The organism is Rhodovulum adriaticum, from assembly GCF_004345735.1.
GTDB lineage: Bacteria > Pseudomonadota > Alphaproteobacteria > Rhodobacterales > Rhodobacteraceae > Rhodovulum > Rhodovulum adriaticum.
The window spans coordinates 181,887-195,778 of sequence record NZ_SLXL01000001.1; the positions used below are offsets into that span (position 1 = coordinate 181,887).

Annotated in this window: 11 protein-coding genes and 1 CRISPR repeat array; of the genes, 7 read left to right on the forward strand and 4 right to left on the reverse strand. The window is 65.8% G+C overall.

Annotation, left to right across the window (positions count from 1 at the left end):
• Positions 1-128: 128 nt before the first annotated feature.
• Positions 129-2,666: a hybrid sensor histidine kinase/response regulator gene (locus EV656_RS00850; RefSeq protein ID WP_132598503.1), complete on the forward strand. Its 2,538-nt coding sequence runs from the start codon at positions 129-131 to the stop codon at positions 2,664-2,666.
• Between the two features lie 2 nt (positions 2,667-2,668).
• Here EV656_RS00850 and yaaA read toward each other — a convergent pair whose 3' ends face one another.
• The 3 genes from yaaA to EV656_RS00865 form a co-directional block, all read right to left on the reverse strand.
• A complete protein-coding gene (gene yaaA, locus EV656_RS00855; protein ID WP_132598505.1) occupies positions 2,669-3,442 on the reverse strand; it encodes a peroxide stress protein YaaA in 774 nt (257 codons plus the stop codon).
• 338 nt (positions 3,443-3,780) lie between these two features.
• Positions 3,781-5,826 carry a DNA helicase RecQ gene (gene recQ / locus EV656_RS00860; protein ID WP_132598507.1) on the reverse strand — a complete coding sequence of 682 codons (2,046 nt, stop codon included), beginning with the start codon at positions 5,824-5,826 and terminating at the stop codon, positions 3,781-3,783.
• Positions 5,827-5,909: 83 nt separating this feature from the next.
• The gene (locus EV656_RS00865; RefSeq protein WP_132598509.1) at positions 5,910-6,197 is read right to left on the reverse strand and encodes a YggT family protein; all 288 of its coding nucleotides are present in this window, start codon (positions 6,195-6,197) and stop codon (positions 5,910-5,912) included.
• Between the two features lie 137 nt (positions 6,198-6,334).
• Here EV656_RS00865 and EV656_RS00870 point away from each other — a divergent pair, with 137 nt between their 5' ends.
• The 6 genes from EV656_RS00870 (at position 6,335) to EV656_RS00895 (ending at position 11,424) form a co-directional block, all read left to right on the forward strand.
• Positions 6,335-6,868: an acyl-CoA thioesterase gene (locus EV656_RS00870; protein ID WP_132598511.1), complete on the forward strand. Its 534-nt coding sequence runs from the start codon at positions 6,335-6,337 to the stop codon at positions 6,866-6,868.
• A 70-nt stretch (positions 6,869-6,938) separates the two neighbouring features.
• Positions 6,939-8,291, forward strand: coding sequence for an MFS transporter (locus EV656_RS00875; protein ID WP_132598513.1), 1,353 nt, complete (start codon positions 6,939-6,941; stop codon positions 8,289-8,291).
• Positions 8,276-9,172: a penicillin-insensitive murein endopeptidase gene (gene mepA, locus EV656_RS00880; protein ID WP_132598515.1), complete on the forward strand. Its 897-nt coding sequence runs from the start codon at positions 8,276-8,278 to the stop codon at positions 9,170-9,172. The genes EV656_RS00875 and mepA overlap by 16 nt, the downstream gene beginning before the upstream one ends.
• Before the next feature lie 101 nt (positions 9,173-9,273).
• Positions 9,274-9,894, forward strand: a complete 621-nt coding sequence (locus EV656_RS00885) for a queuosine precursor transporter (RefSeq protein WP_132598517.1) — start codon at positions 9,274-9,276, stop codon at positions 9,892-9,894.
• Positions 9,895-10,133: 239 nt separating this feature from the next.
• Positions 10,134-10,550: an alternative ribosome rescue aminoacyl-tRNA hydrolase ArfB gene (arfB, locus tag EV656_RS00890; protein WP_132598519.1), complete on the forward strand. Its 417-nt coding sequence runs from the start codon at positions 10,134-10,136 to the stop codon at positions 10,548-10,550.
• A gap of 79 nt (positions 10,551-10,629) precedes the next feature.
• Positions 10,630-11,424, forward strand: a complete 795-nt coding sequence (locus EV656_RS00895; RefSeq protein WP_132598521.1) for a glycosyltransferase family 2 protein — start codon at positions 10,630-10,632, stop codon at positions 11,422-11,424.
• A gap of 68 nt (positions 11,425-11,492) precedes the next feature.
• Here the strand turns inward: EV656_RS00895 and EV656_RS00900 are convergent, their stop codons facing one another.
• Entirely contained in the window at positions 11,493-12,755 is a 1,263-nt protein-coding gene (locus EV656_RS00900) for a hypothetical protein (protein WP_132598523.1), read from the reverse strand.
• A gap of 592 nt (positions 12,756-13,347) precedes the next feature.
• Positions 13,348-13,864: a CRISPR direct-repeat array (repeat unit 29 nt; unit sequence CGGTTCATCCCCGCGTGGGCGGGGAACAG).
• Positions 13,865-13,892 lie beyond the last annotated feature (28 nt).

The window sequence follows — 13,892 nt, forward strand, 5'->3', positions numbered from 1 at the left end:
GGGCATGGGGAATGCTGGCACGCCCGCGCGGCACATGGCAAGGATTCCCCTGTGCGGCCGAAAGGCAGCGTTAATCCCGCATTCACCGGCTTGGACCAAGGTGCGCCCAGCCACGGCGGGAGAGCGGGATGACCCTGAGCGAAAGACTGGCACAGGAACGACGCGCGCGCCTGGCCGCAGAACGCCTGCTGGACCAGAAAAGCCGCGAGTTGTCCCAGGCCAATGCCCGGCTGGCCCGCCATGCGCAATCCCTGTCCGACGAAATCACCCAGACCCGCAAGACCGCCGACGACCTGCGCAACCGCAACACCGAGGTTCTGTCCGAATTGGCCGAGGCAGAGGCAGAGGCGCGGCTGGCCAACCGCCGGCTGTGGGATTCGCTGGAAACCATCCGCGACGGATTCGCCCTGTTCGACAGCGACGACCGGCTGATCGTGGCCAACCGGGCCTACCTGTCGGTCTTTGACGGGCTGGCAGGGGTCGGACCGGGCGCGCGCTATGCCGATATCGTGCACCTGGCCGCCCAGGAGGGCGTGATCGATATCGGCCACACCCCTGTCGCCGACTGGGTGCGCCACATGCAGGACAGGTGGCAAACAGACCGGATCGATCCGCTGATCCTGCGCCTGTTCAGCGGCGAGTACATAAAACTGGTGGACCGGCGCACGCCCTCTGGCGACATGGTTTCGCTGTGCCTGGACATCACCGACATGATGCGCATGTGGGCCGCGGTCGAGGCGATCCCGGATGGGTTCGTTCTGTACGACCAAGAGGACCGGCTGGTGATGTGCAACGACCGCTACCGCGACTTCTACGCCGACAGCGCCCCGGCCCTGGTGCCCGGCACCCCGTTCGAGGATATCCTGCGCTACGGCCTGGCCCGCGGCCAATACCCCGAGGCCGAAGGCCGCGAAGAGGACTGGCTGGCCGAACGCATGGCGCGCCACAACGCCCCCGACGAAATACAGGAACAGCGCCTGAAGGATGACCGCTGGCTGCGCATCCTGGAAAAGCGCACCCCCGACGGCGGGCTGGTGGGCCTGCGCGTCGACATCACCGAGCAGAAACGCCAGCAAGAGGCGCTGGACCGTGCCCGCGTCGCCGCCGAGGCCGCTAACCGCGCCAAGTCCGCCTTTTTCGCCAACATGAGCCACGAATTGCGCACGCCCCTGAACGGGGTGGTCGGCATGGCCGAACTTCTGTGCGACACCGAAATGACTGAGGAACAGCGCCTTTATGCCCAGACGATCCGCGATTCCGGCGAGGCGTTGCTGACCCTGCTGAACGACGTTCTGGATTTTTCCAAGATCGAGGCAGAGCGCCTGCACCTGCATCCCGAACCCTTCGATCTGGAACGCACGATCCAGGAAATCGTGCTGCTGTTGCAGGCGCCCGCCCGCGACAAGGCGCTGGAGGTGCTGATCGACTATGACATGTTCCTGCCGACCGGCTTCACCGGCGACCGCGGGCGCATCCGGCAGGTGCTGACCAACCTGATCGGCAACGCGGTGAAATTCACCGAGGCCGGGCATGTGCTGATCCGCGTCACCGGGCTGGAGCTGGAGGGCAAGCGACAGGTTCATATCACGGTCGAGGATACCGGCATCGGCATCGACCCCGAGCTGCAGGAACACATCTTTGGTGAGTTCAATCAGGTCGAGGACCAGCAGAACCGCAAGTTCGAGGGCACCGGCCTGGGCCTGGCGATCACGCGGCGGCTGGTCGGGCTGATGGGGGGCGAAATCTGGGTGGAATCGGAACGCGGCAAGGGATCGTGTTTCGGCATCCGCCTGCCCCTGCCCGCCGATGATGCCGGCGACGGACCGGCCCCGCCCCCCCGCACCGGGGCACACAGCGTGGTGGTGGTGGATGATCAGGGGATCAACCGCGCGATCCTGGAACGCCAGCTGTCCCAGATCGGGCTGCGCGTGCGCTGCCATGCCAGCCCCGCCGACGCGCTGGCCGACGCCGCATCGGCGGATCTGGTCGTGACCGACCACCGGATGCCCGGCATGGACGGGCATGCCCTGGCGCAGGCGCTGCGCGCGCGCGGCCATGCCGGGCCGATCCTGATGCTGACCTCGAACCCCGCGCAGCTGCGCGAGGCATCAGGCGACCCCGCGCCGGTGGACATGGTGTTGCAGAAACCCGTGCTGCGCCGCACGCTGTATGAGGCGATCGCGAAACTGGCCCCGGCCGACCCCGCCCCCGACGGCACCGCGCGGCCGATGCGCGTTCTGGCCGCCGACGACAACCGCACAAACCGTCTGGTGCTGGACAAGATGCTGGCCGGTTTGCGGATCGACCTGCGCCACGCCGCCGACGGCGATGCAGCCCTTGCCGCCTTTGCCCAGGCGCGGCCCGACCTGGTCCTGATGGACATTTCAATGCCCGGCCGCGACGGCAAGGACACCACCCGCGCGATCCGCGCGCTGGAAAGGGAAAGCGGGCAGCCGCGCGTGCCGGTGGTCGCGCTCACCGCCCATGCGCTGGACAGCGATGTGCAGGACATCCTGGCCGCCGGTCTGGACGGGTGCCTGACCAAGCCGCTGCACAAGGCCGCCCTGATCGAAACGGTCGAACGCCATCGCCCGCCCCACTGCCTGCCCCCGGTCGCGCCGAATGACACTGCGGCGGCGACACGGACCGGGGGGCCGGGGGCCTGACCCTAGGCCGCCTCGCCGCGCAGAAAGACCGGGCGATCGGGTTCGGAATGCTCGGGCATGTAGCGATAGCCGCCGGTGTCGAACTCTGCCAGCGCGGCGGGATCGGTCACGCGGCGCTCCACGATAAAGCGCGCCATCGCGCCCCGCACCTTCTTGGCGTAAAAGCTGACGATCTTGGGGCCGCTGGGGCGTTCCTCGAAAAAGACGGGGGTGATGACCCGCAGGGTCAGGGCCTCGGGCTTGACCGCGCCGAAATATTCCTGGCTGGCGCAGTTGACCAGAACGTCCGTCCCCGCCACCGCGGCCGTGCCGTTCAGCGCCTTGGCCAGCCGGTCGCCCCAATACTCATACAGGCTCTTGCCCTTCTCGGTCGCCAGCTTGCTGCCCATTTCCAGCCGATAGGGCTGGATCGCGTCCAGCGGGCGCAGCACCCCGTAAAGGCCCGACAGAATGCGCAGGTGATCCTGGGCATAGCGCAGCGCATCCTCGTCCAGGGTCGCAGCCTCCAGCCCCGCATAGGTGTCACCGTCAAAGGCCAGCGCGGCGGGTTTCACGTCCTCGGGGGCCGGATCGGCGGCAAAGGATTTGAAACGGTCGGCGTTCAGCCGGGCCAGCTTGTCGCTGATGCCCATCAGTTTCGACAGATCGTCCGGGCTGAGGCCCTGCGCGACCTGCGCCAGATGCACCGCGTCCTGCTGGAAATCGGGGGCAGTGGGTGTGATCCCCGGGGCCGGGGTCAGGTCCAGGCGTTTCGCGGGCGAGATGACGACAAGCATTCGGCAACCTTTCGTTTGATCGACGCGCAACCTAGCGATTGCGCGGGCCGCGTCCAGCCTTGGAAAGGGGGACCGTTCTGATCGCGCGTGCTCTGCAAACGACCGCAGCAGCGCAACGGCCCCGTCCTGGTCCGGGCGACCAGCCCGGACCGCGCCCGACCCTCCCCCTGGGAGGGCGCATTTGCGGTGTAGTGCACCAACCCCAACTCGTCCGGGGCCGAGAGATAAAGCGCCCGGCACCGGCGTTCCGGTGCGCCCACCCAAGGGTCGGGCGCGGCCCTGCGGGCAACGGCCTGACCGTCCGTTTACAAGGCCTCCCCACCGGGCCGCGTCCAGCCTTACGCCCCGCCCAGCACATCCAGAAACGCCGCGCCAAAACGTTCTGCCTTGGCCGGTCCCATGCCGGGCAGCCGTTCCAGTTCGGAAACCGAGCCCGGACGGCGTTCCGCGATATGGCGCAGGGTGGCGTTGGTGCAGGACAGGAACTTGCCCGTCCCGTCCGTGCCCCGGGCCAGGTCGCGCTGCACCTCGGCCAGGCGGTCGAACAGCGCGCCCGCCTCGCGCCCGGCCAGGCGCCGCCGCGCGGGGTGCGGCAGGTCCGCCGCCGCGCCGGTGATGACCTCAAGAAAGGCCGCGCCATACCGTTCCAGCTTGGTCGCGCCGACGCCGGTGATGCGCGCCATCTGATCCATGGTTTCGGGGCGGGTTTCGGCCATTTCTATCAAGGTGCGGTCGGTAAAGATCACATAGGCCGGCACGCGGGCGGCCTCGGCCAGCGCGCGGCGCTTGGCCTTGAGTGCCGAGAGCAGCGGTGCATCCTCATCCGACACCAGCGCCCTGACCGCGGGGCGGGATTTGGCAGCGGCGATGGTGTCGCGGCGCAGTTCGATCCCCTCTTCGCCGCGCAGGATCGGGCGGGCGACCTGCATCATGCGCAGCGCGCCGTGGCGTTCGGGATCGGGGCGCACCAGGTCACGGCCCATCATCTGGCGAAACACCGCCTGCCAGCCCTTGCGGTCGAATTCCCGCCCCACGCCAAAGGTCGGCAACTGGTCATGGCCGCGCTGGCGCACCTTGTCGGTTTCGTTGCCGGTCAGGATGTCGACCAGATGCCCGGTGCCAAAGTTTTCGCCCGTCCGCAGCATCGCCGACAGGGCCTTGCGCACCGCCTCTGTCCCGTCAAAGCGGGCGGGCGGGCTTTCGCACAGGTCGCAATGACCGCACGGTTCGGCCGTTTCGCCGAAATAGGCCAGCAGGGTCTGACGGCGGCATGTCAACGCCTCTGCCAGGCCCAGCAGCGCGTTCAGCCGCGCGTGATCGGCGGTGCGGCGTTCGGGCGGGGCCAGGCTTTCGTCGATTTGCGAGCGGCGCAGGCGGATATCCTCGGGGCCGTACAGCGTCAGTGTCTCGGCCGGGGCGCCATCGCGGCCCGCACGGCCGATTTCCTGGTAATAGGCTTCGATGGACTTCGGCAGGTCCGCATGGGCGACCCAGCGGATATCGGGCTTGTCCACCCCCATGCCAAAGGCGACGGTCGCCACCACGATCAGCCCGTCCTCGGTGGCAAAGCGTTCCTCGACCGCGCGGCGGGCGTCCGGTTCCATCCCGCCGTGATAGGCACAGGCGGAATGCCCGTCGGCGGCTAGGGCGGCAGCCAGGCTTTCGGTCTTGGCCCGTGTCCCGCAATAGACAATGCCCGCCTGCCCGCGGCGGGCATCGGCAAAGCCCAGGATCTGGCGGCGGGGGCTGTCCTTGGGGGCAAAGGCCAGGTGAATGTTGGGCCGGTCAAACCCGCGCAGAAAGGTTTCCGGCGCCTGCCCGTCGAACAGCCGGGTAACGATTTCCTCGCGCGTTTCGGCATCCGCCGTGGCGGTAAAGGCGGCCAGCGGCACGTCCAGCGTGCGGCGCAATTCCCCGATGCGCAGGTAATCGGGGCGGAAATCGTGGCCCCACTGGCTGACGCAATGGGCCTCGTCCACGGCGATCAGGCCGACGCCCGCCCGGCGCAGCAGGTTCACCGTCCCGCCAGAGGCCAGCCGCTCTGGCGCCATATACAGCAGCTTCAGCTTTCCGGCGTCGATGGCGGCAAAGACGGCCTGTGTCTCTTCCTCGGTGTTGCCAGAGGTCAGCGCGCCCGCGGCAACGCCCGCCTCGCGCAGGCCGCGCACCTGGTCGCGCATCAGGGCGATCAGGGGGGATATGACCACCGTCACGCCCTCCCGTATCAGCGAGGGCAGCTGGAAACACAGCGATTTGCCCCCGCCCGTGGGCATGATGGCCAGCGTGTTCTGACCGGCGGCCACCGCGCGCACGATCTCCTCCTGCCCGGGGCGGAAGGCGTCGAATCCGAATACGTCGGACAACAGCGCGTGGGCAGTGGTCATGTCACCTGCGGGGATCGTTCAAGAACTGCTCTGGGTTTTGACGAACCATCCCACACCATGGGCAGGGGAACAAGACCAGGCGGTCACACAAACGCATACATGTTGTTGGCGATGATGATCCGCAGGGCATATATCGCGATCAGAACGATCAGCGGCGCCAGGTCCAGCCCCCCGGTATCGGGCAACAGACGGCGCACGGGGCCATAGATCGGCTCCAGCAGCCGGTTCAGCCCCTGCCAGATCTGCCCGACGATGGGCTGGTACACGTTCAGCACGTTAAAGCTGATAAGCCAGCTCATGATGATCTGGATGATGATGATGAACCAGACGATATCCAGGATCAGCAGCAGGATTTGAAAAAGCGAGAGCATCGGCACGGACCTTTGGTAAGTGCGGGTTGTCCCAGAGGTAGGCCGCGCCGCGCGCCCGTGCAACCGCCATTCCGCAGCGTAGCGCTTGACGCGCGCCGCACACCGGGCGAGGCAGCAACCAACCCGAGGAGCTGCCCATGTACCCCTTCCTGCGCCTTGCCAAGGAATTCTACGTCCACCGCAACGCCGCCCCCCTGCCGCTGACGGGCACCCATGTGTCGCACCACATCTGCTGGCCGTGGGATCTGGATATCTGGATGGAACTGAACAACGGCCGCACCCTGACCCTGCTGGACCTGGGCCGCCTGCCGCTGGCCAAGCGGGTGGGCCTGATCGCCGCGCTGAAGGCGCAGGGCTGGGGGCTGACCATGGCCGGTGTTTCCGTGCGCTACCGCCGCCGGGTGCGGATGTTCCAGCGGTTCGAAATCCGCAGCCGCTGCGTGGGCTGGGACAACCGGTTCATCTATATCGAACAGGGCATGTGGCGGAACGGCGACTGTGCCAATCACGCGCTTTATCGCTCTGCCGTGACCGACAGCAACGGCATCGTCGCGCCGGAACGGGTGATGCAGGCCATGGGGCTGTCGGCGGACTCGCCCCCGCTGCCCGACTGGGTCACGGCCTGGATCGCCGCCGAGGCCACCCGCCCTTGGCCGCCCATGGCCGACTGAGGCCCAGTGCGCAGTTGCGCACAGGCTGAAACACCTGTCTTATGCCCTCAATGGTTGTAAGGGGGCAGGCATGGCGGGATCGGCCAGACGGCGCATCTGGGGATGGTGGTTCTATGACTGGGCCAGCCAGCCCTATTCGACGCTTTTGCTGACCTTCATCTTTGCCCCCTATATCAAGGATCTGGTGGGGGATGGCACCGCTGCGCAGGCGGCCTGGGGCTATGGGGTGGGCACGGCGGGCATCGTGATTGCACTGCTGGCGCCGATCCTGGGCGCCGTGGCGGACAAGTCGGGGCACCGGATGCCCTGGATCATCTTGTTTTCAACCTTTTACGTGGCCGGGGCCAGCGGTCTGTGGCTGGCCAACCCCGAGTCGTTCAACCTGTGGCTGGTGCTGTTCTTTTTCGGCCTGGGCATGGTTGGGCTGGAATTCACCACGATCTTTACCAACGCGATGTTGCCCGACCTGGGACCACGGGACGAGATGGGCCGGATTTCCGGCACCGGCTGGGCGTTCGGATATATCGGCGGGCTGATCGCGCTGGTGTCGATGCTGACCCTGTTTGCCGAGGGCGCCACAGGCACCACCCTGATCGGGATCGAACCCCTGCTGGGGCTGGACCCCGCGCTGCGCGAAGGCACGCGCTTCGTCGGGCCCTTTACCGCGCTGTGGTATGCGCTGTTCATGGTGCCGTTTTTCCTGTGGGTGCGGCTGCCCCGGCACCCGGCCCGCGCCACCGTGCGCCAGTCGCTGGCAGAGGCCCTGCCCGATTTCCGCGCCACCCTGGCCCGCCTGCCGCGCACGCCCAGCCTGGCGGCCTATCTGGCCTCGTCGATGTTCTATCGTGACGCGCTGAACGGGATCTATGTGTTCGGCGGCATCTATGCGGCGGGTGTGCTGGGTTGGTCGGTCATTCAGGTCGGCGTGTTCGGCATCCTGGCGGTGATCGCGGGCGCGTTCTTTTCCTGGGTCGGGGGGCAGGCGGATCACCGCTTTGGCCCCAAGCCGGTGATCGTGTTCAACGTGATCGTGCTGACGCTGGTCGGGATCGCGGTGATTTTTGTGTCGCGCGAGGCGGTGTTCGGCATCCCCGTGGCGCCGGATTCGAACCTGCCCGACATCGCGTTCTACATCCTGGGCGCGGCCATCGGGTCGGCCGGGGGGGCATTGCAGACGGCCAGCCGGACGATGATGGTGCGCCAGGCCAACCCCGCGCGTATGACCGAGAGCTTTGGCCTGTTCGCCCTGTCGGGCAAGGCGACCGCGTTCCTGGCGCCGATTTCCATCGGGATCGTCACGGACGTGACCGGCAGCCAGCAAATGGGCATCACGCCCCTGGTTGTCCTCTTCGCACTGGGGCTTTTCCTGCTACTCTTCGTCCGGGCAGACGGCGAAAGGGCAGACCGATGGACCGCATCCTGACGGCACTGATCGTGGCGCTGACCCTGAGTGGCACGGCGCAGGCCGACAGCCGCGCCAAGGATCTGTTCGGCGCACAGCGCACCGCCAGCGCGCAGGCCCCCGATCCCATCGGGTTCTATTCCCGCGGCTGCGCGGCGGGGCTGGTGCAACTGCCCGAAACCGGCCCCACATGGCAGGCCATGCGGTTAAGCCGGAACCGCAACTGGGGCCACCCCGAGATGATCGCCTTTATCGAGCGGCTGTCGGTCAAGGCCACGCAATTCGGCTGGCGGGGCCTTTATGTCGGCGACATCAGCCAGCCGCGTGGCGGGCCGATGACCTCGGGCCACCGCAGCCACCAGATCGGGCTGGACGTGGATATCTGGATGCGCCCGCCGGGGCGGCTGAACCTGTCCCGCGCGGAACGCGAAAACCTGTCGTCGATTTCCGTGCGCAGCGCCGATCAGCGGCGGGTGAACGGCAATTACACCCGCGCCCATGCCGCCATCCTGCAGGCCGCAGCGCGCGACCGGGCGGTCGATCGCATCTTCGTCACCGCGCCGGTCAAGATAGAGCTGTGCAAGACCGCGACCGCCGCCGACAAGCGTTGGCTGCGCAAGATCCGGCCGATCTACGGGCACAACTACCATTTCCACGTCCGGCTGAAATGCCCACGCGGCGCGCGCCATTGCGTGGACCAGAAACCCACCGTCGCGCAACTGTCCAAGGGCGGCGACGGCTGCGATGAAACGCTGAACTGGTGGGTGACCGATTACCTGGACCCGCCCAGGACAGCGAACCCCGCGAAACCGGCCAAGCCCGCGCCCAAGCCCAAGCATCCCCGCGACTACACCCTGGACGACCTGCCAAGCGAATGCCGCGCGGTGCTGGCCGCGAACTGAGCCGCCGCTTGCAAAGCACGGGACACGGCGCTATCAGGCCCCGTCTGCCCACGTGGGTGGGCCAAGTCTCCGCAACCTTGTCAAAACGGAAACCGAAATCCATGACACGCATCCTGCCCGGCATCCTTGCCATGGCGGCCATCGTGGTGGCCTCCAACATCCTTGTGCAGTTCCTGTTCGGCCAATGGCTGACCTGGGGCGCCTTTACCTATCCGCTGGCCTTCCTGGTGACGGACGTGATGAACCGCGTCTACGGCCCCGGCCCGGCCCGGCGCGTGGTCTTTGCCGGCTTTGTCGTCGGGGTGGCCTGTTCCTTTGTCGGCACCCAGATCATGGGCGAGTTCGGCCCGCTGGTGACCCTGCGCATCGCGATGGGGTCTGGCCTGGCCTTCCTGACGGCGCAACTGCTGGACGTGGCGATTTTCGACCGGCTGCGCGGCGGGCGCTGGTGGCGGGCGCCGCTGGCCTCTACCCTGATCGGGTCCACGGTGGATACGGCGATCTTTTTCACGGTCGCGTTTTCGGGCGTTCTGACCTTCCTGGAACCGGCGAACGACGTGTCCTGGGCGGGCGAGGCGCTGCCGCTGTTGGGCATAGGACCGGTTGTGCCGCTGTGGATGTCGCTGGCCGTGGCGGACTGGGGTGTCAAACTTGCCCTTGCCTTGATCGCGCTGATCCCGTTCCGCCTGATTGTTGGGCGGATGATGGCACGGGTTGCGTGAAAGCTTTTGACAAACACAAGATCTGTGGCACGCTACCCCTGACGGCAACAGCAGAAAGGAGGTGGTCCAGTGTCTAGAGTGATATTGGAGAGAGAGGTTGGAACAGTCGGGGGGGCCGTGGTCTGAGGGCAGCCCCCGGACCGAAACACCCACGATTGGGCCTAACGCTCTAACCGGCCCATCTCCGTAGCTCTCGGGGCCGCCTGACACGGGCGGCCCTTTCCTGTTAAGACCGTCCCATGCTGCGTATCAGTGACACAATCGCCTTGGAGGATTGGGAACTGACCGAGGTGTTTTCCCGGTCTTCCGGCCCCGGCGGGCAGAACGTCAACAAGGTCTCGACCGCCGTCGACCTGCGGTTCGAGGCTGCCCGCTCTCCGAACCTGCCCGCCCCGGTCAAGGCCCGGCTGAAACGGATCGCAGGGCGCCGCTGGACGGCGGACGGCGCCGTGCTGATCCGGGTGGAGGACACCCGCAGCCAGGCCCGCAACCGCGAGATCGCCCGCGAGCGGCTGGCCGAACTGGTTCGCAAGGCCCTGGTCGCGCCCAAGAAACGGCGCCCCACGCGCCCGACGAAAGGGTCCGTCGAACGGCGGCTGAAGGCGAAAAAGGTGCGCGGCGAGGTCAAATCCCTGCGCGGCCGGGTCGAGGACTGAGCGGCCGACGCACGCCTTGCATCGGGGCGCGTTTCACACCAAGGTGCGCGCAATTCCCGCAACCCGGAAAGCGCGCGCAATGCAGACCAACGGGACCGCAACGGCCGCCCCGAAACAGACCACGGAAACCGCACCGGCGGTGTCTGTGGTCATCCCCGCCCATGACGAAGAGGCGAACCTGCCGCCCCTGGTGAACCGGGTGCGCGAGGCGCTGTCGGACCTGGCTGCGTATGAGATCATCCTAGTCGATGACGGATCGGGCGACCGGACGCGCGCGGTTGCGCTGGAACTGGCCGCAACGATGCCAGAGCTGCGCGTCATCGCCCATGACCAGGCGGGCGGCCAGTCCGCAGCGGTGCATTCCGGCGTGCAGGCCGCGCGGGGGGCACTGATCGCCACGCTGGACGGCGATTTGCAGAACCCGCCCGAGAACCTGCCCGCCCTGCTGGCCCCGCTGCTGGACCCGAACGCCCCGGCCGATCTGGGCCTGGTCGCCGGCCAGCGCGTCGGGCGGCGCGATACCCTGTCCAAGCGGCTGGCCTCGCGCTTTGCCAACGGGCTGCGGGCGCGGGTTCTGCGGGACGCGACGCGCGATACCGGCTGCGGGCTGAAGGCCTATCGCCGGTCGGCCTATCTGGCGCTGCCCTTCTTCAACCACCAGCACCGCTATCTGCCCGCGCTGTTCGCGCGGGATGGCTGGCAGGTGATGCATGTGGACGTGACCCACGCCCCGCGCGAGGCGGGACGATCCAAGTATTCCAACCTGCAACGCGCGATGGTCGGCATCGTGGACCTGGCCGGGGTGTGGTGGCTGATCCGCCGCCGCAAGACCGCCCGCCCGCACGAAGTGACGGGCGGCAGCGGTCAGGGCTGAACCCGTTCCGTTACATGATCCGGTAGTTCGGGCTTTCGCGCGTGATCTGCACGTCGTGGACGTGATTTTTAGAATCCATATTCTCCATCTTTTTCAATGTGTTGTAGCAGAGATTGCATCCGCCCTGCATCCGCATCCAGCCTCAGATCCGATTGTATTCGCTTCTGAAGCTCAGGCCACCACTTCCGCTCGAACACATCACCAACAACATACACAGGCTCGAGAGCACGACGCTTGTAGATCTCCGTCGTCGGGCTGCCCTCCTCGAACAGGAGCTCTCTATCTTTTTGCGTAATCTGCACATGCCCGGCAACGGCAGAGATGTGCTTCGCCGGGACATAATTCCTGAGCCAATCAAGAACGGTGCGGCGAACCGCGGTCCAGTTCACACGATCATCCATCTTCACGATACGCTCGTCAGGCCAGCCTCTCTCGGCAGCAAGCCTCAAGGCATGAGACTTTATCCGGTTCATGGACTGCGTCCAGTTGTTGCCATTGATCCCTTGCGCTCTGTAGTGAATCAGGCGGTTGTCGCGGCCCGCCGTGGCAGCACATTCCGCGATAACCCACCCCATCGGCCCCGTAACTGGGACAATCGGCTTCCGCTTGGGCAGGTCCACTTCCCCCTCGTCGAGGAGATTGATGACGTCCAGGTCGGCTTTGACGAAGCCGGTTTCAATCATACCGACAGCACCCACCCGAACACCGCACCCAAGAACGAGTAAGAGGAGGTGCAAAAGATGGCGATGTCGCGCAGCCGCAGCCCCGTCGATCAGGAGCGCAATTTCATCGAGTGTAAGATACCGCCCCCGTGAAGTGCGATTTATTGGCGACGTGGTTCCCGCAACCGCAACAGAAGGAATTGTGACCACCGAGAGGCCTGCGGTGACAGCATGGTTACCAGCGGCCACCGCCGTTGACGCAATATCATATATCGTATTCGGACTAAGCTTGATCGCTTGTCTCACGCCCTGTCTTCGATCTGCCCTGCTCTTGGCCTCGAGGTCATCCACCATTCTCGCGACAGCGGCCGAAAGCCCTGTCATACGCGAGTTCCAGAGATAAGGTTTGTAGTACAGGTCCCGGCGGTACTTGATCAGTTTTTTTCGACCCTCGCTTTTCAGGTTTTTCTCCTGAAATCGCTCGAAGGTTAACCAGATCTCGCGAAATGTAGGGTTTCCGTCTGACGCCGGATCCACAAGCTCTGCAGGATCGATGACCCGACGAATGACCGAGCGGGCAACCTTTTCAGCGTGATCAAGGTCCTCCTGGAGCTCCTCCCATTGCTTCATCTGGTGGCGAGTGAGGTTTTCTGGCTTGTCCTTCTTCAAGACCTTTGGGTCATACGCCTGCCGCAACTCTGCATCGAGTCGCTCAGAGCGTCGCGGCTGCTTCGGCGGCGTCCACCGGAGGTGCAGCTTCCCGCGGTTTTCACAAATTGCATAACGCCCAATTTTCCTGAGAGTACGCATCGCATCCTCTTTCGTGAAAGTACGCATTATCACGGTTATTGGATGCACCCTCAAAGATCAAGCGCTTCTCTCATTACCTCCCGAAAAGACGGCGTTGCGGTCGAGCGAGAAGAACGACCCTCAAAGGTTACGGCAGATTCAAGCGACGGTTCTGCGGGCCAAACCTCCCTTCCCTGTAGATGCTTGAGCAAGCTACTCCGGAGATAGATTGGCGGTTTGCCGGGCACGAATGGCACTTCTCCCGCCAAGCGACGCCTTTTCAACGTGCTCGCCGAGATGCGGAGAAAATCCGCGGCCTCTTCCTCGTTCATGACTTCACGATCGCCCATGCCGAAGAAGCTTGGTCGAGTCTTCAGTGGTGACTCTAAGCCTGACGATCACGAAAGCGTGATTACGAAAAAGCGCCGAAACGTGAACAGAGCGTCCAATCTGACGCCGCCCTGGCCAAGCTCGGTTCATCCCCGCTTGGGCGGGGAACAGTCCGGCGAGCGACCTATAGTAGACTTCAGACCCGGTTCATCCCCGCGTGGGCGGGGAACAGCAACTTTCGCTCGCGCAGAATGGCGGCGAGGGCGGTTCATCCCCGCGTGGGCGGGGAACAGCCCGTCAGGGTGCGCCCGAGAGGCCAGCCCGGCGGTTCATCCCCGCGTGGGCGGGGAACAGGGCCCGGCCGGATGTCATCGTCACGGCCTGGTCGGTTCATCCCCGCGTGGGCGGGGAACAGCGCGCCCCCCTCCTGCCCAGTTCACGCATTGCCGGTTCATCCCCGCGTGGGCGGGGAACAGTGGTTCATCTGGGCGCCGACGGTCGGAATATCCGGTTCATCCCCGCGTGGGCGGGGAACAGTCAAAACTGATCCGCTCGTCGTCCTGCAATTCCGGTTCATCCCCGCGTGGGCGGGGAACAGGTGCGCGAAAAGCTGCTCTCCGGCAATCCGCTCGGTTCATCCCCGCGTGGGCGGGGAACAGGCTCGCACCCCGGCAAGGACAAGGCCCT

What these genes read in the sequence shown, in the direction of transcription:
- EV656_RS00850 (WP_132598503.1), top strand. Translation starts at nt 129, where the DNA reads ATGACCCTGAGCGAAAGACTGGCACAGGAACGACGCGCGCGCCTGGCC.
- yaaA (WP_132598505.1), bottom strand. Translation starts at nt 3,442, where the DNA reads ATGCTTGTCGTCATCTCGCCCGCGAAACGCCTGGACCTGACCCCGGCC.
- recQ (WP_132598507.1), bottom strand. Translation starts at nt 5,826, where the DNA reads ATGACCACTGCCCACGCGCTGTTGTCCGACGTATTCGGATTCGACGCC.
- EV656_RS00865 (WP_132598509.1), bottom strand. Translation starts at nt 6,197, where the DNA reads ATGCTCTCGCTTTTTCAAATCCTGCTGCTGATCCTGGATATCGTCTGG.
- EV656_RS00870 (WP_132598511.1), top strand. Translation starts at nt 6,335, where the DNA reads ATGTACCCCTTCCTGCGCCTTGCCAAGGAATTCTACGTCCACCGCAAC.
- EV656_RS00875 (WP_132598513.1), top strand. Translation starts at nt 6,939, where the DNA reads ATGGCGGGATCGGCCAGACGGCGCATCTGGGGATGGTGGTTCTATGAC.
- mepA (WP_132598515.1), top strand. Translation starts at nt 8,276, where the DNA reads ATGGACCGCATCCTGACGGCACTGATCGTGGCGCTGACCCTGAGTGGC.
- EV656_RS00885 (WP_132598517.1), top strand. Translation starts at nt 9,274, where the DNA reads ATGACACGCATCCTGCCCGGCATCCTTGCCATGGCGGCCATCGTGGTG.
- arfB (WP_132598519.1), top strand. Translation starts at nt 10,134, where the DNA reads ATGCTGCGTATCAGTGACACAATCGCCTTGGAGGATTGGGAACTGACC.
- EV656_RS00895 (WP_132598521.1), top strand. Translation starts at nt 10,630, where the DNA reads ATGCAGACCAACGGGACCGCAACGGCCGCCCCGAAACAGACCACGGAA.